A 21,385-nucleotide genomic window follows, 5' to 3' on the forward strand; every position below is an offset into this window, starting at 1 on the left:
CCGCGCCGACCTAGTCCGTCGGCCACTCCAGCACGGCGCGTTCCTGCGAAACCGGGTACCCGGCGCGTTCGAACGCGGCGGCCATCGGCTTGTTGCCGAGATCGGTCGCCGCCAGCACGGTGGTCTCACCCGCCTCGACCAGCACGTGCGTGCACTCCACCAGCAGGTCGTAGCCGTAACCGTGGCCGCGGTGCTCGGGCACCACGCCGATGATGCCGACCACCGCGCCGGAGTAGTTGCGGCCCGGCACGGTCACGCCGACCAGGTCGCCGCCGGGCGTGTAGGCCAGCCGCCACCACTCGCGCGGGGACGGCAGCCAGCGCAGGAACTTCAGCTCCTCGTCGGCGGCCTGCTTCAGACCACCCTGGGCGATGGCGCGCCGCGCGTGGGCGTCGAGCGTGCCCTCGTGGGTGCGCATGAACGCGGCGTGGATCGCGTCGTCGTCCGGTTCGGGCCGGAACTCGAGGCGACCGGGCCGCTCGGGCAGGCCGTCGTCGAGGGTCCAGGTGTAGCGGAACCGGTCGACCAGCAGCCGCATCCCCGCCTCGAACGCGGCGTCGAGGCGGGTCTGCCGGGCGGCCGCGACGTCGGGCCGCTCACGCCAGTCCGCGGGCAGCACCAGCTCGTACTGGACGCGGAACCCGGCGGCGCGCAACAACGCGACCCCGGCGTCGAACTCGGTGAAGTCGAACCAGTCCAGTGCGACCGGCTCGGTGTCCTCGGGACCACCCCACCAGGCGGCGCGGGCGACCACGCGGCCTTCGCGGAGGGCGACCCAGGTCCACTCGGGCCGGTACTCGCCCTTGGCCCACATCTCGGCGAAGTTCCGGCCGAAGATGCCGAACCCGACCAGCTGCGGGAGGTCAAGGGTGTCGAACAGCGAACCTTCGCCCGCGGCGAGCGGGCGGATGACCAGATCGGTCAAGGTGAATGCCTTTCAGGAGCGGTAGGGGAACACGCTCCCGGTCAGCGGTCGGCAAGCTGACGACGCCCGGTGGCGGCGGGAGCGGTAAATCGTTTCACGTTCATCGCTCACACCTCTTCCTCGTCCCAGCGGGCGTCACGGACACCGTATCCCGGCGTCCGTGACGCGCGTCAAGCCATTTTCGCTCAGCGGCCCTGGTTGGCGACCGCGGCCGCGGCCTCCTTGGCGGCTTCCGGGTCCAGGTACGTGCCGCCGGGATTGATCGGCTTCAGGTCCTCGGTGAGGTCGTAGCGCAGCGGGATGCCGGTCGGGATGTTCAGCCCGGCGATGTCCGCGTCGGAGATGCCGTCGAGGTGCTTGACCAGCGCCCGCAGCGAGTTGCCGTGCGCGGCGACGAGCACCGTCTTGCCCGCGCGCAGGTCCGGCACGATGTCGGACTCCCAGTACGGGATGAACCGGTTGACGACGTCCTTGAGGCACTCGGTCAGCGGCGCCTCGATACCCGCGTACCGCGCGTCGCCGGCCTGGCTGAACTCGTCGGCGGGATCGATCTCGGGCGGCGGGGTGTCGTACGAACGGCGCCAGAGCATGAACTGCTCCTCGCCGAACTGCTCCAGGGTCTGCTTCTTGTTCTTGCCCTGGAGCGCGCCGTAGTGGCGCTCGTTGAGGCGCCAGTCCCGGCGGACCGGGATCCAGTGCCGGTCGGCGGCGTCGAGCGCGAGGTTCGCGGTCGAGATCGCGCGGCGCAGCAGCGAGGTGTGCACGAGGTCGGGCAGCAGCCCCGCTTCGGCGAGCAGCTCACCGCCGCGCTTCGCCTCCGCGGCGCCCTGCTCGGACAGCGGCACGTCCACCCAGCCGGTGAACAGGTTTTCCGCATTCCACGTGCTCTGCCCGTGTCGGAGGAGCACCAAGGTCCCTAGATCGGCCATGGTGGTCAGCCTGCCAGCCACGCGCCGGGCGGGCGAGGTCGGGTGCAGGGTGAACAGGGTTCTACCCACAGTGCGTTACCGCCGGGTAGGCGTATCACCCGAATGCTGGTAGTGACACGCAAGTCCGTATTCGGTTGCCGATCGAACTGCACTAAGTTAGCCCCGCCGACAGATTTCACTCGAATGGAGTAGCGAGTAGTCTTGTGATTACAGACCCGCTTCTGCCAAGTTGGCTATCGACTCGCTCGGCCGGATCCACGCACTCCCCGGCCTGAGCGAGCTAGGACGCAGCTCGTCTCCCCCCTGCCGAGCTGCGGCCCGCCGGCCCCGTTGGCACCCCCCTCGTCACCGGGTCCAGAAGCGGCGGGAACGTTAAGCGGGGCGGCTCGAGTTCGCGACTCCCCCCTCCCTCGAGCCGTCCCGCCTTTCCCCGGGGCTCTTCGTGGCTTCGCCACTTCGCCCCGGCGGCGGGACGGCGTGCCGGTAGCGGGGGGCCGAGCCCCCGGACCCCCACGGTGCGAGTTCCTCACCTTGGCGGGCGCTGGGCACGTCTGGCAGGAACCAACGCCGGTGATCTCCGGTGGTTGCCTTTGACTGGTTCGCGGCTTCGCCGCATCACTGGGTGCAAGCCGAGCCCGCCGTAGTCACACTGAAAAACCGGGATGGCCGCCCTCAAGAGTTCTCTGGCGGAGCAGCTGCCGCGACGCGGCGCCGCGAGAGGAAGTAGCGGATGGCGAAGAAGAGGGGCACGCCCAGCAGCACCGCGAACGGCAGTACCGCGCCCAGGACCGTGAGCAGGCCGCTGCCGAAATCCAGGAAAGCGTCCCAGCCGCCCGCCAGGCCGCCGACGAAGCCACGGTCCTCTTCGACCGTGGCCGGGCCGACCGGCACCATGCTGACGTTCAGTGAAATGGTCGACATCGCCACGCTCCCCGCCAATGCTTGCTGCCGTGCCTGCAACGACTCCAGCTCCGCTTCCCGCGAAGTCAGCTCCCGCTCCACCGAGGTGATCTCGCTGATGGAGCCCGCCTGCCCGAGCAGCGCCCGGACCCGTTCCACGCTCGCGCGCTGGTTGTTCAGCCGCGACTCGACGTCCACCACCTCTTCGGTGACGTCCTTCGTCTGCAACTCGCGCCGCAGCACCTTCTCGCCGGTGCCCGCCAGATCGGACAGCACCTGGTCCAGCCGCTCGGCGGGCACCACGATGCTCAGCGACGCCGACCTCTCGTCGGTGCGCTCCTGCCCGGTGTAACCACCCGCGCCGGTCGCGATCTGGGCGGCCTTCTGCACGGTCACGGCCACGTCACCCGAGCTGAGCGACAGCGTCGCGGTGCGCACCAGCTTCCGGTCGGTGATCGCCACCGCCTGGCCCGGCGGCACGCCCGCGTCCCCGGCGGGCGCGCTCTCGCTCTGCTGCTGGGGCTTGCCCGCCCCCTTTTCCGTTCCCTTGTCCGGAGCCGCGTTCGGTGTGGCCATCTCCGGCGCGGCGGCGGTCCCGCTGCTGCTCGCGCCCTTGTCTTCGGCGGTGCACCCGCCCAGCACCATGGCCCCCAGCACGAGCGCCGCCACCGCAAAACGTCTCTGTCCCATGCGCTTCATGGGCGAGTAGACGGACTACGGGCTCAGGACAGTTGCACGACCGGCATCACGAATCCATCACCGGGCCGGACGAGGCCGACTCGGGTTCCATCAGGTGCTTGAACGCCTGGAGGTTCGCCAGCGACTCCCCGCGCGAGACCCGCCAGTCCCATTCGCGCCGGATCGAGGTGGCGAAACCGATCTCCAGCAACGGGTTGAAGTCGCCGTCGGCGGCCTCCAGCACCTGGCCGAGGATCTTGTCCAGCTCGGCCTCGGTGACCGCGTCCAGCGGCAGCCTGCCGACCAGGTAGATGTCCCCGATGGCGTCCACCGTGTAGTGCACCGAGTACAGCTTCGCGTTGCGGCGCAACAGATAGCGGTAGACCTCTTCGTGCGCCTCGTCCGGGCGGCGGCAGACGAACGCCTCCACCGAGAACGCGTGCTCACCCGCGACCAGCCAGCAGTTCGTCTGCAGCTTCTTGGTACCGGGTAGGGTGACGAAGTACCGGCCTTCGCCCTTCCGCTCGTACTTCAGCCCCGCCGAGTCCAAAGTGGACTGGATAACGCCGTCCACGGTCAAACCGCTACCTCCGTCCGGAACGCACCGAAGGACACCGCCGCCTCGGCGTAGGCGTCCAGCAGCGCGTCGGTGGTGCGCCGCCAGGAAAAGCGGCGCGCGTGCTGCACGGCGTTCGCCGCCAGTTCCCCGTGCCGTTCCGGCTTCAGCGCGACCGAGGCCAGCGCACCGGCCCAGTCCCGCGCGCGGTGCGTCGGCACCAGCAGGCCGGAGACGCCGTGCGCCACCGCCACCGGCAGCCCGCCGACCTCCGCCGCGACCACCGGCGTGCCGCAGGCCTGCGCTTCGAGCGCCACCAGCCCGAACGACTCGTTGTAACTGGGCACGGCTACCACATCGGCCGCCCGGTAAACCTCCACGAGTGCCGGACCGGGTTGCGGTGGCAGGAACCGCGTCTGCCTCTCGATACCGAGCGTGACAGCCAGCTCCTTGAGCGCCCGCGGCTGCTCCAGCCCGCTGCCCGACGGCCCGCCGACGATCAGCACCACCAGCTTCTCCGCCAGCGACGGGTCGCGCCGCAGCATCGCCGCGGCCGCGTGCAGCAGCACGTCGGGTGCCTTCAGCGGCTGGATCCGGCCCGCGAAAGCCAGGACGACCGCGTCGCGGGGCAGGCCGAGCGCGGCGCGCGCGGCGGATTTCGACCCCGGCGTGAAGCGCTCCAGGTCGACCCCCGGCGAGACGGTGTGCACGGCCTGCGGCGCGGCGTCGTACAGGCCGACCAGTTCGCGGGCCTCGACCGCGGTGTTCGCCACCAGCCGGTCGGCCTCGGCGACGATCTGCTCCTCGCCGATCACGCGCGTGCGCGGCTCCGGGGTGTCACCGTCGGCGAGCGCGGCGTTCTTCACCTTGGCCAGTGTGTGCGCGGTGTGCACCAGCGGCACGCCCCACCGGTCGCGCGCGAGCCAGCCGACCTGACCGGACAGCCAGTAGTGGGAGTGGATCACGTCGTAGTGGCCCGGCTCGTGGAAGGCCTCGGTGCGCAGCACCCCCGAAGTGAACGCGCACAGCTGCGCGGGCAGTTCGTCGCGGCCGAGCGGCTCGAACGGCCCGGCGGGCACGTGCCGCACCAGCACGCCCGGCACCAGCTCGGCCACCGGCGGCTGGTCGGAGGAGGTGGCGCGGGTGAACACCTCCACGCCGATCCCGCGGCGGGCCATCTCGGTGGCGGTCTGGCTGATGTACACGTTCATCCCGCCGGCGTCACCGGTGCCCGGCTGCTCCAGCGGCGAGGTGTGCACCGACAGCACCGCAACCCGGCGTGGCCAGCGGGTGGCCCTGTGCAACGAGACCGTCACGTGGTCGCTCCTTGTTCACTCCGCGCAGCTCAGTGGGCGAATCGCTCGCCGGCGAACTGCCCGAGCGCGGAGTTGAACTCCGCGGCGGCCTCGACGAACGGGAGATGCCCTGTCCCTGGCATCCAACGCGTCCGGGCCCCCGCTATCTTCCCGGCGGCGTACTCCCCGGCGGAGAGATCCACCACTTGGTCGTCCACGCCGTGCACCACCAGCACCGGCAGGTCCAGCCCGCCGAGCACCACCGAGCTGTCCACGTCCCGCCGGAACAGCGCCGCGCGCACCGCGGGCGGCACCGAGAGGCTGGTGCCGAGCAGCGACTGGGTCAGCGGGCCGTCGACCGGCCGCGAGGACATCCCGGCGCACAACGCGGTGAGCGCGGGCACCGCCTCGGCCGGGTCGTCCGACAGCGCGGCGGGCAGCGCGCTCTTCATCGCCGGGCCGATCTTCCCGCCGGGCCTGCCGCGCCCGATCTCGGTGATCGCCCCGGCCAGCACGATGCCCACCACGTTGGTGGTGCCGTGCACCCGCAGGTAGTCGGTGATCACCAGGCCGCCGTAGGACCAGCCGACCAGCAGCACCGGGGCGCCCGCCCCGGCGAAGTCGATCACCGCGGCCAGGTCCTCGGCCCAGGCGCGCGGGTCGTCGTAACCGAGCGCGGGCACGTCGGAACCGCCGTGGCCGCGCAGGTCCAGCCCGACCAGCCGGTACCGGGCGCTCAGCTCGGCATCGGCCAGCTGCGCGGACCAGGCCAGCGAGGACTGCGCCCAGCCGTGCACAAAAACGATGGCCGAGGCGTTCGCCGCACCCGCTACCCGCAGGCTGAGCCGTACACCACCGGCACCGACAACTTCGGTGAGCAAGGGCGCGTCCTTAGCTGGCTAGATGGCCGACTTGGACTGCCAAGTCTTCCAGTCGAGCAGCCAGTCCATCACATCGGAGGTGGTCGGCATGCTCGCCTTGGAGCCGGTGATCTCCACCGGGTCGCCGATCAGCGCCGAGTCGAAGTAGGCCTTGGCGTCGGCTTCGAGCAGGTTCACGCAGCCGTGCGAGGTGTTGGCCTTGCCGATGTTGCCGCGGTTCTCCTCGTTCTCGTGGATGAACTCGCCGTGGTTGGAGATGCGGCAGCACCACTTCTTCTTGACGTTGGTGTAGCCGTAGCGCGCGTTGTCGAAGATCGAGGTGGGTTCCTTGGTCATCACGATCAGCGTGCCGTTCGGCGTGTTCAGGTTCGGGTCGGCGTCCTTGCCGTTGCTGCACGGGTAGCTCGCGTGCTCGGACCCGTCGCGGTAGACCTTCATCACGTGGTCGGGGGTGTGCACCTTGACCACCTGGTTGCGGCCGATCTTGAACTTGGTGCTCACGTCGGCCTTGGCGTAGACGCCCTTGCCCAGGTCCACGCCGTACAGCTTGGCGGTGACCTCGACCTCGGTGCCCGCCGGCCAGTACTCCTTCGGCCGCCAGTTCACCTGCCGGTCGGACAGCCAGGCCCAGGCGCCTTCGACCGTCTTCGAGGTCTTCACCTCCAGCGCGGCCTGCGCGGCCTTGCGGTCGCCGACCGCGGCCTCGAACTTCACGCTGATCGGCATGCCGACGCCCACCTCGGCGTCGTCACCGGGGTTGAGCGTGGCGCGCACGACCTTGGCCGGCTTGACCGTGTCGAACTTGCCCGCCAGCTCGACGGGCTTGCCGTCGCTGCCCGACGCCTTCGCCGCGTAGGTGTAGGACTTGCCGTAGCCGAGCTGCTCGGAGCTGGTCCAGACGGTCTTCTCCGGGTTCAGCCCGCCCTGGAGTTCCTTGCCATCGGGATTGGTCACCTTGACCTCGGTGAGCGTGCCGTCGGTGACCTTGATCGTCACCGGCTTGGCCACCGGCGCGTCCTTGGCGTCCACGGCGGGTTCGGCGGTGAGCACGGCCTTGGGCGGCTCGGGCGCCTGCGCCTCGCCACCGGGGTTGGTCCCGCCGCCCTCGTCACCGGAGCAGGCGGCCAGCGCGATGGGCGACAGCACCACCGGAGTCACCATCGCCGCCCGCAGAACCGTCCGCCGTTCGAACACCGCACACCTCCATGTCCCCGTCACCGGGGTCCCCGAAAAAGCACTCGCTCCCTAGACGCTCCCGACCCGTTCGCGGTTGCTTGCGGCCCAGGTCACAGGCCGCAGTTGATCAAGAGCGGCTCCGGGTGGAGTTCCACGCCGAAGCGGATCTCAACCCCGTCCCGCACCTCTCGCGCCAGTGCCAGCAGATCGGCCGTGGTCGCCGAGCCGCGGTTGGTCAGCGCCAGGGTGTGCTTGGTGGACAACGAAACGCGGCCACCCGCACCAGCATGACCCTTGCCGAAACCGGCCCGCTCGATCAACCACGCGGCGGACAGCTTCACCCCATTGTCGGCGGGGTACTGCGGCACCGGCACGTCGTCGCCGACCACCTCGGCGATCCGCGCCAGCACCGCGGTGACGCGGGCCTCGGGCAGGATCGGGTTGGTGAAGAAGGAGCCGGCGCTCCAGGTGTCGTGATCCTCCGGATCGAGCACCATGCCCTTGCCGCGGCGCAGTTCCAGCACCGCCTCGCGGACCCGCGCGGCGGGCACCCGCGCGCCGATCTCCACGTCGAGCTTCTTCGCCAGCTCGGCGTACCGGATCGGGCTGGACAGGCCGTCCCCGTGCAGGTCGACGTCGATGGAGAGCACCACGCCGTGGTCGGTGCCCTTGAGCACGCTGGTGCGGTAGCCGAGCCGCAGCTGCTCCTTGGCCAGCGTGCGCACCTCGCCCATCCGCCGGTCGTACAGGCGCACCGAGCGCAGCAGGTCGCCGATCTCGAACCCGTACGCGCCGACGTTCTGGATCGGCGTGGCGCCGACCAGGCCGGGAATGCCGGACAGGCACTCCAGCCCGCCGAAGCCCTCGCCGACGGTCCACGCGACGAACTCGTCCCAGTTCTCGCCGGCCTCGGCGGTCACGTGCACGGTGAGGCCGCCGTGGCGGTCCTGCTGGAACCGGCGGCCGCGGGTGCCGATCTTGAGCACGGCGCCGTCGAAGCCCTCGTCGGCGACCACCAGGTTGGAGCCGCCCCCGAGCAGCAGCAGCGGTTCGCCGCCGTCGTCCGCGGCACGCACCGCGGCGACCAGGTCTTCGCTGGTGGTGGCCTCGTCGAAGCGGCGGGCCTGGCCACCGAGGCGCAACGTGGTGTGCTCGCTCAGGGCCGCTTGGGCGGGAGATCGGAGAGTGCTCACGCCCTTGAACGGTACTGTCCCGCTCATGGCATCCCGTATCGAGCACCGCGCGGAGTTCGCGCAGGACGTGCACGAGGTCTACGACGCGCAGTCCGCCGAAGAAGTGCTGCGTGCCCGCCTCGACCTGCTGGGTGGCAAGCACGCCGGGCTGCCGGAACACTCGGCCGACGAGCATCGGGCGGCCTACAAGCTGGTACAGGGCATCGGCGCGGACCAGCTGCCGTCGGCCGTGCGGGCGCTCCACAAAGGAGACCTGATCGTGCACCGCGAGCAGGTGTGGGAGCAGTCCGGTGCCGGGTACACCGGCACGGCGAAGGCCACTGTGGACGGCGTACCTGGCGAGATCACCGCGCGCACCGAGCTGGTGCCGAACGGCACCGGGGCGACGCTGATCACCAGCGGTGAGGTCAAGGTCCGCATCCCGCTGGTCGGCGCCAAGCTGGAGCAGGTGATCGCCGAGCAGGTGACCAGGCTGCTGGTGCGCGAAGCGGAGTTCACCGCCAAGTGGCTCGCGGACGGCTGACCCAGCCCGTTGGCGCACCGACCAGGGGAACCACCAATCCGAACCGCCTACGCCGCCTCGATCGCTGGCTGACCGGCACGCCCGCGATCGGCGCCGTGCTGCGGGCGGCCGCCGATCCGCTGGTGGTCGATCTCGGTTACGGCGCGTCACCGGTGACCACGGTGGAACTGGCGCACCGGCTTCGCTCGGTGTGCCCGGGGGTGCGCGTGCTGGGCCTCGAACTGGATCCCGAGCGGGTGGCCGCGGCGGCGGCCGCCGCCGATCCGCCGTGGCTGGAGTTCCGGCGCGGCGGCTTCGAGCTGGCCGGGGCGCGGCCGGTGCTGGTCCGGGCGTTCAACGTGCTGCGGCAGTACGCCGAGCACGAGGTCGACGCGGCCTGGCGGAGCGTGCTGGACCGGCTCGCGCCCGGCGGGCTGCTGGTCGAGGGCACCTGTGACGAGATCGGCCGCCGGTGCGCCTGGATCACCCTGGCCACGGACGGCCCGCGCACGCTGACGCTGTCCTGCCGGGCGGAGAGCCTGGACCGGCCGTCCGGCATCGCCGAGCGCCTGCCGAAGTCGCTGATCCACCGCAACGTGCCCGGTGAGCCGGTGCACGAGTTCCTCACGCTGTTCGACGCCTGCTGGGACACCGCGGCCGGGTACCAGGCCTTCGGCGCGCGGGCGCGGTGGGCCGAGGCGGTGCGCCTGCTGGCCGAGCGGGGCTGGCCGGTACTCGACCGGCGGCCGCGCTGGCGGCTCGGCGAGATCACCGTGCCCTATTCGAGCGTCGCACCACGCTGAGAGGGTGCGCACCCGCCAAATATTCATCCCGATCATCCCGGCCCGTCACCGCGGTTGCCGACGATGGATCCGTGCTCGAATTCCTGCAGGCCGCGCTCGGTTCGCCGTGGTTGTGGCTGCTGGTGTTCGCGGTGTCCGCCTTGGACGCGCTGCTGCCGTTCATGCCGAGCGAGACGGCCGTGGTCGGCCTGGCGGTACTGGTCGGACTCGACTTCGGCGCACTGGCGCTGCTGGCCGCGGTCGCCGCCGCCGGCGCGTTCGGCGGTGACCTGCTCAGCCACGGCATCGGGCGCTCGGCGGGCCCGGCCGTGGTCGCCCGGCTGCAACGCGGGGAGAAGGGCGCCCGGCGCTACGCCTGGGCGCGGCGCAAGGTGACCGAGCGCGGCGCGCTGCTGATCGTCGCCGCGCGTTACCTGCCCGGCGGCCGGGTCGCGACGGGGCTGGCCACCGGGAGCATGCGCTACCCGCTGCGGCGGTTCATCGCGCTCGACGCGCTCGGCGCCGCGTTGTGGGCGGTGTACAGCGTGCTGATCGGCCTGCTCGGCGGTGCCCAGTTCGGCGGTGAGCCGGTGAAGGGGCTGCTGCTGGCGTTCGGCATCGGGCTCGCGGTGGTGGCCGCGTTGGAGGTGGCCCGCCGCGCCGTGCCGGGGCGCACGGGGAAGGATGGGCAACCGTGCCACCGTCAGAACGCAGATATGTGATCACCTTCGGCTGTCCCGACCGGACCGGGATCGTCGCGCGCATCGCCTCCTTCCTGGCCGAGGCGGGCGGCTGGATCGTCGAGGCCGCCTACCACACCGATCCGGAGACCGGCTGGTTCTTCACCCGGCAGGAAGTGCGGGCCGACTCGCTCCCGTTCGACGTGGACGAGCTGCGCGCCCGGTTCGCCGGGGTGGCGCGCTCGCTGGGCAGCGACACGGACTGGGCGGTGGCCGACTCCGCCGAGCGGCGGCGCGTGGTGATCCTCGTCTCGAAGGAGGGGCACTGCCTCTACGACCTGCTCGGGCGGGTCGCCTCCGGGGAGCTGGACGTGGACGTCAGCGCGGTGATCGGCAACCACGAGTCGCTCGGTGACATCACGCGGGCGCACGGCATTCCGTTCCACCATGTGCCGTTCCCGGCAGATGGCAAGGCCGAGGCCTTCGCCCGCGTGCGCGAGCTGGTCGACTCACACGCCCCGCACGCGATCGTGCTGGCGCGGTTCATGCAGATCCTGCCCGCGGAACTGTGCGAGGCGTGGGCCGGGCGGGCGCTGAACATCCACCACAGCTTCCTGCCCTCGTTCATCGGCGCGCGGCCGTACCACCAGGCGCACACCCGTGGTGTGAAGCTGGTCGGCGCGACCTGCCACTACGTCACCGCGGACCTGGACGCCGGGCCGATCATCGAGCAGGACGTGATCCGCGTCGGCCACGGCGACTCGGTCGTCGACATGGTGCGCAAGGGCCGGGACATCGAGAAGTTCACCCTGGCCAAGGGCCTGCGGTGGCACCTGGAGAACCGGGTGCTGGTGCACGGGAACCGCACCGTCGTTTTCTGACGACGGCGCGGTTTCCGGGCTACCTGCTCAGGTGTGCCGAGAGCGCTTCGTCCGTGGGTTCGACCAGGAAGGTGCCGTCGTCGAAGACGATGGTCGGGATGCGGCGCGCGCCGTCCTGGAGCGCGCGCACCTTCGCCTCGGCTTCGGCGTCGGCTTCCACGTCGACATAGCGGTACTCGACGCCCTCGCGGTCGAGAAGCGCCCGGCTGCGGCGCACGTCGGGGCACCAACCTGCCCCGTAGACAATTGGCTCAGACACGGACCAGCATCTTTCCGGTGTTGGCGCCGCCGAGCATGTCGATGAAGGCCTGCGGCGCGTTGCGGATACCGTCCACCACGGTTTCGGCGTACTTCAGCTGCCCGCCGGTGACCAGCGGGGCCACCTCGGCGACGAACTCCGGCTGCTTGCTGTTGTGGTCGAAGACCAGGAAACCCTGGATGTTCAACCGCTTCCCGACGATCTTCATCAGGTTTCGCGGGCCGGGCACGGCTTCGGTGTTGTTGTAGGTCGAGATCATGCCGCACACGGCGAAGCGCGCGTGCAGGTTCGCCGATTCGATCGCCGCTTCGAGGTGCTCGCCGCCGACGTTGTCGAAGTACACATCGACCCCGTCCGGCGCGGCCTCGGCCAGCTGCGAAGCGACCGGCCCGTCCTTGTAGTTGAACGCGGCGTCGAAGCCGAGCTCCTCGGTCAGGTACCGGACCTTCTCCGCCGAGCCCGCGCTGCCGATCACCCGCTTGGCGCCCTTGAGCTTCGCCAGCTGCCCGGCCACCGAGCCGACCGCACCGGCCGCGCCCGAGATGAACACCGTGTCCTCGGGCGAGAAGTGCGCGATCTCGTGCAGGCCGACCCAGGCGGTGAGCCCGGTCATGCCGAGCACGCCGAGGTAGCTGCTCAGCGGCGCCAGCTCCGCGTCGACCTTCATCGCGTGCTTCGCGTCGACCACCGCGTGGCTGCGCCAGCCGAGCTGGTGCACCACCTTGTCACCCGGCTTGAAGTCATCCACAGTGGACTCGATCACCTCGCCGGCGGCACCGCCGTGCATCACCTTGCCCAGCTCGTACGGCTCGGCGTACGACTTGGCCTCGGACATCCGGCCGCGCATGTACGGGTCCACGCTGATGAACTCGTTGCGCACCAGGATCTGCCCGGGCTCCGGCGAGGGAACCTCGGTGTCCACAATGGAAAAGTCCGAATGGGACGGAAGGCCGTGCGGGCGGGCGGCGAGCCGGATTTCGGTCGCCTTGGTCGGTGCGGTCACCGCGGAACTCCTGTTCGTCGAGGACGTGCCTCTTCTCCAGAACGGGTACGGCGGGCCGAGCATTCCGGCTTGTGGCTCAGACCGCTTTCTCGAGGTTCTCCAGCACGCCGTCGTAGATGCGCTTGAGCCCGCCGGGCGCGAAGGTCTTCTCGAAGAAGCCGCCGATGCCGCCCGCACCGGTCCAGCTGGTCTCGATCCGGACCAGGCTGCCCTCGCCCGCCTCGCTCACGGTCCAGGTGGTGACCATCGTGGAGTTGGCGTCGGTCTCGACGAGGGTGCCGGGGGTCGGCTCGGAGACGGTGGCCTTGACGTCGCGCACGCGCTTCGAGGTGGCCTGGAGCTTCCACTTGGCCACGGTGCCCGCCCCGGTGCCGCCCTCGACGACCTCGTAGTCGTGGTACTGCTCGGTGAGGATGTTCGGCCGCGCGGTGTAGTCGGCGACCAGCTCGCGCACCTTGTCCACCGGCGCGTCGATCGTGCGCTCCGCGGTGGCGGTGACCTTGCCCATAAAGCTCTCCTTTCGGCCGCGCCTCCGGCGCGGCGGCGAGGTCACCACCCTCCCACAGCGGTCAGATCAGGCCCTGGTTGGTCAGCCATTCCTTGGCGACGTCGGCGGGCAGTTCACCGTCGGAGTCGACGAGCTTGTTCAGGCCCCGCAGCTCCTCGGTGGTCAGCTTCGCGCTCACCGCGTTGACCACCGCGGCGAAGTCCGGCCCGCGCTCGTCGAGCACCTTCTTCGCCACCGCGGGCACCACGTTCTCGGTGGGCACGATCGACAGGTCGTCCTCCAGCGCCTTGAACGCCGGGTCGGCGACCAGCGGGTTCACCGAGTCGACCGGGATCACCGTGACCGCGCCCGAGCGCAGCTGCTCCACCCGCGGCCCGGCCTCCTGCACCGCCTGGAAGGTGGCGTTGACCCCGTAGGTGTCGCGGATGCCGGCGAAGCAGGTCGTCCGCTTCTCGCACTCCGGCCCACCGGCCACGATCACGTTCGGCAGCTTCTTCAGGTCGCTGATCTTCGCCAGGCCCTGCTGCTGCGCCAGATCCGCCTTCACCAGGTAGGTGTTCTTGTTCTCCGCCGGCGCGTAGTTCAGCAGCCCGATGTTCGACGGCGCGAACAGCTCGGTCAGCTTCGCGTGCTCGGAGGCGGCGTCTTTCGGCGCGGTCTGGTTGAACCCGTTCACGATCGCCGCGCCCTGGTACTCGGGAAGGAAGTGCAGCTCGCCCTTCTGCAGCGACGGGTAGATCAGCTCGCGCGAGCCAAGGTTCAGCTTGCGCTCCACCGGGTAGCCCTTCGCCTCCAGCGCGTTGCCGTACAGCTCGGCGAGAATGGTGCTGTCGGTGAAGTTGAAGGACGCGAGCACGATCGGCGCGCCGCCCTTGCTCTCGGCGGGCGCGGCGGCGTTGTCCCCGCCACCGCAGGCGGTCAGGCCGAGGGTCGCGGCGGCCAGCACGGCGGCCAGTCGGAATGTCCTGCGCATGAGAAGTCTCTTTCGTCCGGGAGTGGCAACGCTAACCAAGAGCCACGACATCCATCCACATTCCGAGATACGACCGAGACCGGTTCCCAAGCTTCGGGAATCCGAGGTCCATCCGGGGTAGGCTCACCCGGTGCGAGCCCCTTTCGCTGCGCAGAGCGACCGGCCCCTGTTCGAATGGCGCTGGATCGAGCGCAACGCGGACAACATCGTCACGCGCTTCACCGAGCACCTCTCGCTGACCGCCACCGCGCTCGGCATCGGACTCGTGCTCTCCATCGGACTGGCCGTGCTTTCCCTGCGCTGGCGCTGGTTCTACCCGGTCGCGCTGAGCGCGGCCGGCGCGCTGTACGTCATCCCGAGCCTCGGCGCCTTCGCGCTGCTCGTGCCGTTCACCGGGCTTTCGTTCACCACCGCGGTGATCCCGCTGGCCACCTACACCCTGCTCATCCTGGTCCGCAACATCGTCACCGGCGTGCGGCAGGTGCCGTCCGAAGTCCGCGAAGCCGCCATCGGCATGGGCTTCACCAGGGCGAACCTGCTGTTCAAGGTGGAACTGCCACTGGCGCTGCCGGTGGTCATCGCCGGGCTGCGGGTGGCCGCGGTGACCACCATCGGCCTGGTCACCGTCACCTCCATGCTCGGCATGGGCGGCCTCGGCTTCTTCATCCGCCAGGGCATCCAGACCACCACGCCGAACCCGACCGCGATCATCGTCGGCATCGGCCTGTCCATCGTGCTCGCCGTGCTGGTCGACCTGCTGCTGTGGCTGAGCGAACGCGCACTCGCGCCCTGGACGCGGAAGGCCCGCGCATGAACGTCTTCGACCAGCTCGCCGCCTGGCTCGGGCAGCCGGACCGCTGGAGCTTCACCGATCCGTCGGGCATCCCGTACCGCACGGTCGAGCACCTGACCTTCTCGCTGCTGTCGCTGGCCGTCGCCGCGGTGCTGACCATTCCGCTCGCGCTTTGGCTGGCGCACTACCGCAAGGCCGCGTTCCTCGCCTCCAGCGCGGTGAACATCGGCCGCGCCGTTCCGAGCTTCGGACTGATCATCCTGTTCTGGTTCCTGGCCAGCCGCTGGGAGGTCGACACCACCTTCTGGCCGTTGCTGATCGCCCTGGTCGCGCTCGCGCTGCCGCCGTTGTTCACCAACACCTACGCCGGCGTGACCACGCTCGACCAGGCACCGGTCGACGCGGCGCGCGGCACCGGCTACACCGAGGCGCAGATCATGCTGCGCATCGAACTTCCGCTGGCGCTGCCGGTGGTGCTCGCCGGTGCCCGCGTGGCATTCCTGCAGCTGGTGGCCACCGTGGCGATCGGCGCGATCGTGAACGACGGCGGCGGCCTCGGCCGCTACATCGTCGACGGGTTCGCGCAGGGCGCCGGTGGTTACGGCGAAATCCTCGGCGGCGGCATCGCGGTGATCGTGCTGGCGCTGGTCTGCGAGGGCGTTTTCTCGCTGATCACCCGGTTCGCCGTGCCGCGCGGACTCCGGCTCACGAACGAGCTGCCGAGTCGCGCCAAGGCGACCATTTCCTGACCAGCGCTTCGAGTTCCGGGCCCAGCGGCCGGTCCTCGGTCAGCGGCTCGATCAGCCCGTTCGGTTCCCCACGCAGGAAAACCGCCTGCGCCAGTCCGATGTGCTCACACGCGGTGATCACCAGCAGCCGCTCGACGGCCTCGCGCAACTGCTCCCCGGCCGCGCACGCAAACGCTTGCACGTCCTCCTGGCCGTTGGAAGTGTCGATCGAGCCGAGTGTCGCGGGCGTGGCGAGCCGTCGCAGTGCGTGCAGTTCCCCGACCGCACGCTTGTGCAACGGGGTGAGCCCGGTCTGCGGCCCCGGCGTCACCGCGAGCTGCGGGTTCAGCCCGCTGAAGCGCTCGTCGAGCAGGCGGTGCAGGCGCTGCACACCGATCTCCCCGAGGTGCGCCAGCGCCGCGCTCACCGCGTCCATCCGGAGTCCGAGGTCCGAGCCGTGGAACACGTCGGTGGAGACGAACTCGCCGTCCAGGTAGGCGGGCGAGTCGGTGACCACCAGCGCGCGCTCGACCTCTTCGGCCAGTTCGGCGAGCACCCGCCGGGCGTGCGCGGTGGCACGGGCGCCCACGCGCACGGAAACCGGCGGCTGCACGGTGCCCGGACGGACCGGGAACTCAGCCGCCGCGAACCGGTCCACCACCTGGTTCGCTTCCGCACCACGGAGAATCGCGTGCATGGTGGCGATCGGGGCGCCCTGGATGAAGGTCAGTCCCTCCTTCGGGCCGGGCAGGTACGGCGCGACACCGCGGTCCGCGAGCGCGTCGGCGGCCGCCTGGCCGTCGAGCATCCACCCGATCCCGGCGAACGTCTGGAACGCGTGGCTCAGCGGCAGGATCTCGCCCGCACAACCGACCCCCTCGCGCGGCACGGCCGGGACGAACCCGTCGCCGAGCCGGTCCACCAGGAACCCCACCGCCTCGGCGCTCGCACCGGTGGACGGCAGCAGCATTCCCCGCAGCCGCACCGCGAAGAGCGCGCGGACGTCGCGTTCCGGCAGCCACGGCGGCCCGCCGACGGCCCGTCCGATCAGCAGCCGCCGCTGGTGCCCGGCCTGTTCCTCGGCCGACAGCACCACGTCCACCATGCGCCCCATGCCGGTGTTCACGCCGTAGACCGGCCGCGCGGCGGCGGTCAGCGCGTCGAGCACCACGGCCCGGTTCGCCGCCACCGAAGCCAGCAGCTCGGGCGCGAGTTCGACGCGCTTCCCTTCTGCCACAGCGACGATCGCCGCGGCGTCGAGGTCTTCGGGCGCGGAGATCATCGGTACGGCAGCATGGTGCCGACGTCGGCGGCCTCGGCGCGCTTCAGGATCATGTTCGCCACCGACAAGTCCGTTGTGGACAGTCCACGATGCCAGAACAGGATGCGCTCATCGTCGCGCTCGCGGCCGGGTCGCTTGCCCGCCACCACGTCACCGATTTCGGCGTGCACCCGGTCCTCGGTCAGCAGTCCCGCGTTGAGCTGCGGCCGCAGCGCGCCGAACTTCGGGTTGCCTGACCGGGATTCGCGCCAGTTGTCCACCACGACCTTGTCGATCGCGTCGAGCAGGTCCAGCTCCAGCGCGCTGATCGTGCCGTACGGCACCAGAAAGCTGCCCGGTCGCAGGAACTCCTTGCGCACCAGCGCTTCCGGCTCGGTCAGCCGCGAGGCTTCGACCATGATGTCGGCACCGTCCAGGGTTTCCGCGGCGTTGTCGAGCACCCGCACCGGTTTGCCGAGATGCGCGCTCAGCTTTTCCCCGAACGCCTCCCGCGACTCCGGCCGCTTGCTGGTCACCCGGATCTCGGCGAAGTCGAACAGCGAGTCCAGCAACACCACGTTCCACCATGCGGTACCGCGCGCGCCGATGTGCCCGAGCACGCGGGAATCCTGACGCGCCAGGTACTTCGCGCCGACCGCGGTCATCGCGCCGGTGCGCGCGTCGGTGATCATCGTGCCGTCCACGATGGCCCGCGGCATCCCGGTGTCCGGGTCGAGCAGCAGGATCAGCGCCATCTCGCTGGGCAGGCCGCGCTCGAAGTTGGTGACGAAGTCGCCGACCACCTTGACCCCGCTGACCTGCTGTGAGGACAGGTGCCCGCGCAGCACGTTGAAATGACCCTTGCCGCCGTTGTCCGGCACCAGGTGCGTGCGCGGCTCGAAGACCACGCGGTCGTTGCCGTGGTCGGCGAGCACGTCCTCGACCGCGCCGACGATGTCCGCGCCGGTCACCCCGAGGGAGTCGATGTCGGCGGCGTTGAGGTAGCGCAGCCAGACCGAGGTCACGGGCCGACCGGCTTGCCAAGGCCTTCGATGACCTCGGCGCCGGGCAGCGAGGCCAGCAGCGCGCCCGACACCAGCAGCTTGCTCCCGCGGATGCCGCTGCCGATCACCAGCTCGGATGCCTCGGCCACGGCCTTGTCCACCAGGATCGGCCAGCCCTCCGGCAGCCCGACCGGAGTGATGCCGCCGTACTCCATGCCGGTCAGCTCCACCGCCTCGGCCATCGGCGCGAAACTGGCCTTGCGCACGTCGAGGCGGCGCTTGAGCACGTTGTTCACGTCCGCACGGGTGGTGGCGAGCACCATAGCCGCGGCGTAGCGGACCTCACCGGCGCGCTTGCCGGAGACCACCACGCAGTTGGCGGAGGCGGCGAGCGGGGAGCCGTAGGCCTCGCAGAAGGCGGCCGTGTCGGCGAGTTCGGGATCGATCGAGGCGACACCGACCTCGTGCTCGATGGCGGCCAGTGCCTTGGCCACGGGCTCGGCGAGCAGATCGGTACGCTGCGTGGCCGGTTCGACCGAAAGGGAACCGGCGATGGTCCAAGTGGTCACGCTGCCCAGGCTAGCCGCGCGGAGCGCGTCCGTTGAGGGCGGTGGCGGGCGAGGGGCCTGCCGTGGTCACCAGTTGTGGCCGCCGCGCTGGACCTCGATCAGTTTCGGCCGGACGTCCACGATGTAGACCAGCGAGGCCACCAGGCCGGCCAGCCAGAAGATCATGCCCGGTCCGTAGAAGCCGAACAACGCCATCGCCGCGGTGCTACCACCGGTGATGGCCATCCAGATCGGCTTGGTCTTGCGGTCCGCCGCGGTGTAGGCGTCCGCCCGCTGGGTCAGCGAGTGCAGGAAGGCGAACGCGCCAGCCACGACCCCGGCCCAGTGGATGATGTCCACGATCCACCCTGCGATTAACGGCACGCTGCCAGGGTACGGCAAACCGGGCGAACGGCTCAGGCCCCGGCACCCCACAGGGGCCGGGGCCTGCGCTTACGCCCGGAGAGGACCTACTTCTCGGTCTTCGGGGCGGCGGTGTTGCCGGTGCTCTTCTTCGCCGCGCCGGTGCCGCCGGTGCTGCCGGTGGCGCTGCGGCGGGTGGTGGTGGCGGCGGGCTTCGGCGAGGTGCGGTTGGCGGCCTTGCGGCTCGCGCTGCGGACCTCGTGCGCCACGTCGTCACCGAAGTCCTCAACGGACTCGGCGGCCTCGTCGGCGACCTTCTCCACCGTGCGGGCGGTCTTCTCGCCCACCGAGCGGGTCTTGCGGGTGACCTTGCCCAGCACGTCCTCGACGCGCTCGCGGGTCTCCGCGGTGACGCCCTCGACGCGCTCCTCGACCGTGTGCACGACCTCTTCCAGCTGGTCGATCACGTTCTTGACCTGCGGCTGCGCGGCGAACTTGTCCCACGCCTGCTCACCGGACTCGGCCAGCTTGTGGTACAGCTTCAGCGCGGCGTCGGTGTACTCGTCGATCACCTTGCGCAGCTCGGCCGGGTCCAGCTTCTCGCGGAGGCTCTCCACGTCGGTGGGCAGCTCCTCGATGTTCTTGCGGGCGGTCTCGCTGCCCTCGGTGACCCTGGTCCTGGCCTTGTTCACCGCGTCGGCGACGGCCTCGGCGGCCAGGTTGCCCGCGCCAAGGGCGGCGAGCAGCGGCGTGCGGACCTGCTCCAGCGCGGCGTTCAGGTTCTTGCGGGCCTCTTCGGTGCGGTTGTTGCTGGTGGGGGTGCTCATGGGTTCCTCACTCCTTGCTGGTGCTGTCTTCGCCAGCGGTGGCTGGTGGCTTGGTGGCCGTGCCCGCCGCGTGGTTTTCCACGTGGTTCTCGCGGCGGAACGACTCGTACACGTCGAGCAGGACCTGCTTCTGCCGTTCGGTGAGCTCGGGATCGGCGCGGATGGCGTCGCCGACCGGCCCGCCCTTCGGCAGGTCGAGGATCCCGGCCTGCACGTAGAGGGCTTCGGCGGAGATGCGCAGGCCCTTCGCGATCTGCTGCAGGATCTCCGCGCTCGGCTTGCGTACCCCGCGCTCGATCTGGCTCAGGTACGGGTTGGACACGCCGGCGAGCTTCGACAGCTGGCGCAACGAGATCTTCGCGCTGTTGCGCTGCTGCCGGATGTATTCGCCGATGTCGGAAGCGATGTCCGCGACCTTGTCCATCGGCTTGCCGTGCTGCCCGCCTGGTTCGGTCATCCGCGGTACCTCTCCTCTCGACACCACCGACGGTACGCGGCAGTGCTAGCTATTGCAAGCACTCTGCTTGCAACCATCGGGTGAGGTCTGCGTCACCGGGCTAACCTGGGCTTATGGCACTGGACCGGAGCCAGGCGCTGGCCGCTCGCCTGCGGCGGGCCGGCGTGCTGACCGAGCGCGCCTGGCTCGACGCCTTCGAAGCGGTGCCGCGCGAGGTCTTCGTGCCGCGCTTCTTCACCGCGTCCGGCGACGGCTGGCGCGCGGTCTCCGCGGGCGACGACGGCTGGCTCGACCAGGTCTACTCCGACCAGGTGCTGGTCACCCAGCTCGACGGCGACGACTCGGCGTGGGAGCGGGCGCGGGCGGACGGCCCGGTCCCCGGCACGCCGACCTGTTCGTCCAGCATGCCGACGATCATGGCGATCATGCTGGAGGAACTCCGCACCGGCGACCACGCGCGGGTGCTGGAGGTCGGCACCGGCACCGGGTACAACACCGCACTGCTGTGCCACCGCCTCGGCGACGCGAACGTGTCCACTGTGGACGTCGACCCGGCGCTGGTGCGCACCGCGACCGCCGCGCTCGGCCGCGTCGGTCACCACCCGGAGTGCGTCACCGGTGACGGCGCGCGCGGACTGCCCGGCAGCGCGCCGTTCGACCGCGTGCTCTGCACCTGCGCGGTGTCCGCCATTCCGCCGGACTGGGTGGCGCAGACGCGACCGGGCGGGCTGATCGTCACCACGCTGAACCGGCCGATCGGCGCGGGCCTGGTGCGGCTGGTCGCCGAGGAAGGCACCCTCGCGCACGGCCGGGTGCTGGCGAAGGACGGCCGCTTCATGCCGTTGCGCGCCCATCGGCTCGCCGATCCCGCCCAACTGCTGTCCGGGCTGCAGGACGCCGAAGCCCGCGAAACGCGCCGGACCTCGCTGCCGGTCTCCGCGGTGCTGAGCCCGTCGAGTCCGCTGGAGTTCTTCGCCAGCCTGGAGTTGGAAGGCGTGCTGCCCGCCTACTCCGGCGACGCGGGCGTGGTCTACCTGGTGCACCCCGACGGCTCGTGGGTGCGGCACGCCGAGCAGCACGGCAAGCTGGTGGTTTCCCAAGGCGGGCCGCGGAACCTCTGGGACCTCGCCGAACAGGCACGCGTGCGCTGGCGCAAGCTCGGCAAGCCCGGACGCGCGCGCTTCGGCGTAACCGTGGACGGCGACCGGCAGGAGTTCTGGCTGGACAACGCGAGCAGCCAGCACCGCTGGCAGCTAGGCAGTGTTTTGTAAGCGGCGGAGCCG

General features: G+C 70.5%; 25 protein-coding genes. 7 read left to right on the forward strand and 18 right to left on the reverse strand.

What is annotated here, in order from left to right; all coding sequences use genetic code 11:
* Positions 1–10 precede the first annotated feature (10 nt).
* The 8 genes from YIM_RS45270 to YIM_RS45305 all read right to left on the reverse strand — a co-directional run bounded on the left by YIM_RS45270 (position 11) and on the right by YIM_RS45305 (position 8,533).
* Positions 11–925 carry a GNAT family N-acetyltransferase gene (locus YIM_RS45270; protein WP_153036197.1) on the reverse strand — a complete coding sequence of 305 codons (915 nt, stop codon included), beginning with the start codon at positions 923–925 and terminating at the stop codon, positions 11–13.
* Between the two features lie 185 nt (positions 926–1,110).
* Positions 1,111–1,854: a phosphoglyceromutase gene (locus YIM_RS45275; RefSeq protein ID WP_153037673.1), complete on the reverse strand. Its 744-nt coding sequence runs from the start codon at positions 1,852–1,854 to the stop codon at positions 1,111–1,113.
* Positions 1,855–2,526: 672 nt separating this feature from the next.
* A complete protein-coding gene (locus YIM_RS45280; protein WP_228004410.1) occupies positions 2,527–3,444 on the reverse strand; it encodes a DUF4349 domain-containing protein in 918 nt (305 codons plus the stop codon).
* Between the two features lie 55 nt (positions 3,445–3,499).
* A complete protein-coding gene (locus YIM_RS45285) occupies positions 3,500–4,012 on the reverse strand; it encodes a YbjN domain-containing protein (protein ID WP_153036198.1) in 513 nt (170 codons plus the stop codon).
* Positions 4,009–5,304, reverse strand: a complete 1,296-nt coding sequence (mshA, locus tag YIM_RS45290) for a D-inositol-3-phosphate glycosyltransferase (RefSeq protein WP_194239964.1) — start codon at positions 5,302–5,304, stop codon at positions 4,009–4,011. Before mshA ends, YIM_RS45285 begins: the two co-directional genes overlap by 4 nt.
* A gap of 29 nt (positions 5,305–5,333) precedes the next feature.
* Entirely contained in the window at positions 5,334–6,164 is an 831-nt protein-coding gene (locus YIM_RS45295; RefSeq protein ID WP_153036199.1) for an alpha/beta fold hydrolase, read from the reverse strand.
* 18 nt (positions 6,165–6,182) lie between these two features.
* Positions 6,183–7,358 (reverse strand): Ig-like domain-containing protein, encoded by a 1,176-nt coding sequence (locus tag YIM_RS45300; protein WP_228004411.1) that lies wholly within the window; start codon positions 7,356–7,358, stop codon positions 6,183–6,185.
* Positions 7,359–7,450: 92 nt separating this feature from the next.
* On the reverse strand, positions 7,451–8,533 hold the full coding sequence (locus YIM_RS45305) for a UDP-N-acetylmuramate dehydrogenase (protein ID WP_153036200.1): 1,083 nt from the start codon (positions 8,531–8,533) through the stop codon (positions 7,451–7,453).
* 25 nt (positions 8,534–8,558) lie between these two features.
* Between YIM_RS45305 and YIM_RS45310 the strand changes: the two genes are divergently transcribed.
* The 4 genes from YIM_RS45310 to purU all read left to right on the forward strand — a co-directional run bounded on the left by YIM_RS45310 (position 8,559) and on the right by purU (position 11,378).
* Positions 8,559–9,056, forward strand: a complete 498-nt coding sequence (locus YIM_RS45310) for a DUF2505 domain-containing protein (protein ID WP_153036201.1) — start codon at positions 8,559–8,561, stop codon at positions 9,054–9,056.
* Positions 9,038–9,838 (forward strand): class I SAM-dependent methyltransferase, encoded by an 801-nt coding sequence (locus YIM_RS45315; RefSeq protein ID WP_153036202.1) that lies wholly within the window; start codon positions 9,038–9,040, stop codon positions 9,836–9,838. The genes YIM_RS45310 and YIM_RS45315 overlap by 19 nt, the downstream gene beginning before the upstream one ends.
* A gap of 71 nt (positions 9,839–9,909) precedes the next feature.
* Positions 9,910–10,539: a DedA family protein gene (locus YIM_RS45320; protein ID WP_228004412.1), complete on the forward strand. Its 630-nt coding sequence runs from the start codon at positions 9,910–9,912 to the stop codon at positions 10,537–10,539.
* Positions 10,512–11,378, forward strand: coding sequence for a formyltetrahydrofolate deformylase (gene purU, locus YIM_RS45325; RefSeq protein ID WP_153036203.1), 867 nt, complete (start codon positions 10,512–10,514; stop codon positions 11,376–11,378). Before YIM_RS45320 ends, purU begins: the two co-directional genes overlap by 28 nt.
* A 19-nt stretch (positions 11,379–11,397) precedes the next feature.
* On the opposite strand, the gene YIM_RS45330 is transcribed toward purU, so the two are convergent.
* From YIM_RS45330 to YIM_RS45345, 4 genes are all read right to left on the reverse strand, one after another.
* On the reverse strand, positions 11,398–11,637 hold the full coding sequence (locus tag YIM_RS45330; RefSeq protein ID WP_153036204.1) for a glutaredoxin family protein: 240 nt from the start codon (positions 11,635–11,637) through the stop codon (positions 11,398–11,400).
* A complete protein-coding gene (locus YIM_RS45335; protein ID WP_228004413.1) occupies positions 11,630–12,640 on the reverse strand; it encodes an NADP-dependent oxidoreductase in 1,011 nt (336 codons plus the stop codon). The genes YIM_RS45330 and YIM_RS45335 overlap by 8 nt, the downstream gene beginning before the upstream one ends.
* A gap of 76 nt (positions 12,641–12,716) precedes the next feature.
* On the reverse strand, positions 12,717–13,148 hold the full coding sequence (locus YIM_RS45340; RefSeq protein WP_153036206.1) for an SRPBCC family protein: 432 nt from the start codon (positions 13,146–13,148) through the stop codon (positions 12,717–12,719).
* Between the two features lie 61 nt (positions 13,149–13,209).
* The gene (locus YIM_RS45345; RefSeq protein ID WP_153036207.1) at positions 13,210–14,121 is read right to left on the reverse strand and encodes an ABC transporter substrate-binding protein; all 912 of its coding nucleotides are present in this window, start codon (positions 14,119–14,121) and stop codon (positions 13,210–13,212) included.
* A 130-nt stretch (positions 14,122–14,251) separates the two neighbouring features.
* Between YIM_RS45345 and YIM_RS45350 the strand changes: the two genes are divergently transcribed.
* Both YIM_RS45350 and YIM_RS45355 read left to right on the forward strand, forming a co-directional pair.
* The gene (locus tag YIM_RS45350) at positions 14,252–14,935 is read left to right on the forward strand and encodes an ABC transporter permease (protein ID WP_153036208.1); all 684 of its coding nucleotides are present in this window, start codon (positions 14,252–14,254) and stop codon (positions 14,933–14,935) included.
* A complete protein-coding gene (locus YIM_RS45355; RefSeq protein WP_153036209.1) occupies positions 14,932–15,663 on the forward strand; it encodes an ABC transporter permease in 732 nt (243 codons plus the stop codon). The genes YIM_RS45350 and YIM_RS45355 overlap by 4 nt, the downstream gene beginning before the upstream one ends.
* Here the strand turns inward: YIM_RS45355 and YIM_RS45360 are convergent.
* The 6 genes from YIM_RS45360 to YIM_RS45385 form a co-directional block, all read right to left on the reverse strand.
* Entirely contained in the window at positions 15,620–16,924 is a 1,305-nt protein-coding gene (locus YIM_RS45360) for an aromatic amino acid lyase (protein WP_153036210.1), read from the reverse strand. The two genes, YIM_RS45355 and YIM_RS45360, sit on opposite strands and share 44 nt — an antisense overlap.
* A complete protein-coding gene (locus YIM_RS45365) occupies positions 16,921–17,928 on the reverse strand; it encodes an ornithine cyclodeaminase family protein (protein WP_153036211.1) in 1,008 nt (335 codons plus the stop codon). Before YIM_RS45365 ends, YIM_RS45360 begins: the two co-directional genes overlap by 4 nt.
* Entirely contained in the window at positions 17,925–18,476 is a 552-nt protein-coding gene (locus YIM_RS45370) for a YbaK/EbsC family protein (RefSeq protein ID WP_153036212.1), read from the reverse strand. The genes YIM_RS45365 and YIM_RS45370 overlap by 4 nt, the downstream gene beginning before the upstream one ends.
* Before the next feature lie 66 nt (positions 18,477–18,542).
* Positions 18,543–18,839 (reverse strand): DUF2516 family protein, encoded by a 297-nt coding sequence (locus YIM_RS45375; RefSeq protein ID WP_153036213.1) that lies wholly within the window; start codon positions 18,837–18,839, stop codon positions 18,543–18,545.
* An 86-nt stretch (positions 18,840–18,925) separates the two neighbouring features.
* Complete coding sequence (locus YIM_RS45380) at positions 18,926–19,645, reverse strand: hypothetical protein (RefSeq protein WP_153036214.1); 720 nt, start codon at positions 19,643–19,645, stop codon at positions 18,926–18,928.
* 7 nt (positions 19,646–19,652) lie between these two features.
* Positions 19,653–20,069, reverse strand: a complete 417-nt coding sequence (locus tag YIM_RS45385) for a helix-turn-helix domain-containing protein (RefSeq protein WP_228005091.1) — start codon at positions 20,067–20,069, stop codon at positions 19,653–19,655.
* Between the two features lie 146 nt (positions 20,070–20,215).
* Between YIM_RS45385 and tgmC the strand changes: the two genes are divergently transcribed.
* Positions 20,216–21,373: an ATP-grasp peptide maturase system methyltransferase gene (gene tgmC / locus YIM_RS45390; RefSeq protein ID WP_153036215.1), complete on the forward strand. Its 1,158-nt coding sequence runs from the start codon at positions 20,216–20,218 to the stop codon at positions 21,371–21,373.
* Positions 21,374–21,385: the final 12 nt, after the last annotated feature.

This window comes from Amycolatopsis sp. YIM 10, assembly GCF_009429145.1.
Lineage (GTDB): Bacteria > Actinomycetota > Actinomycetes > Mycobacteriales > Pseudonocardiaceae > Amycolatopsis.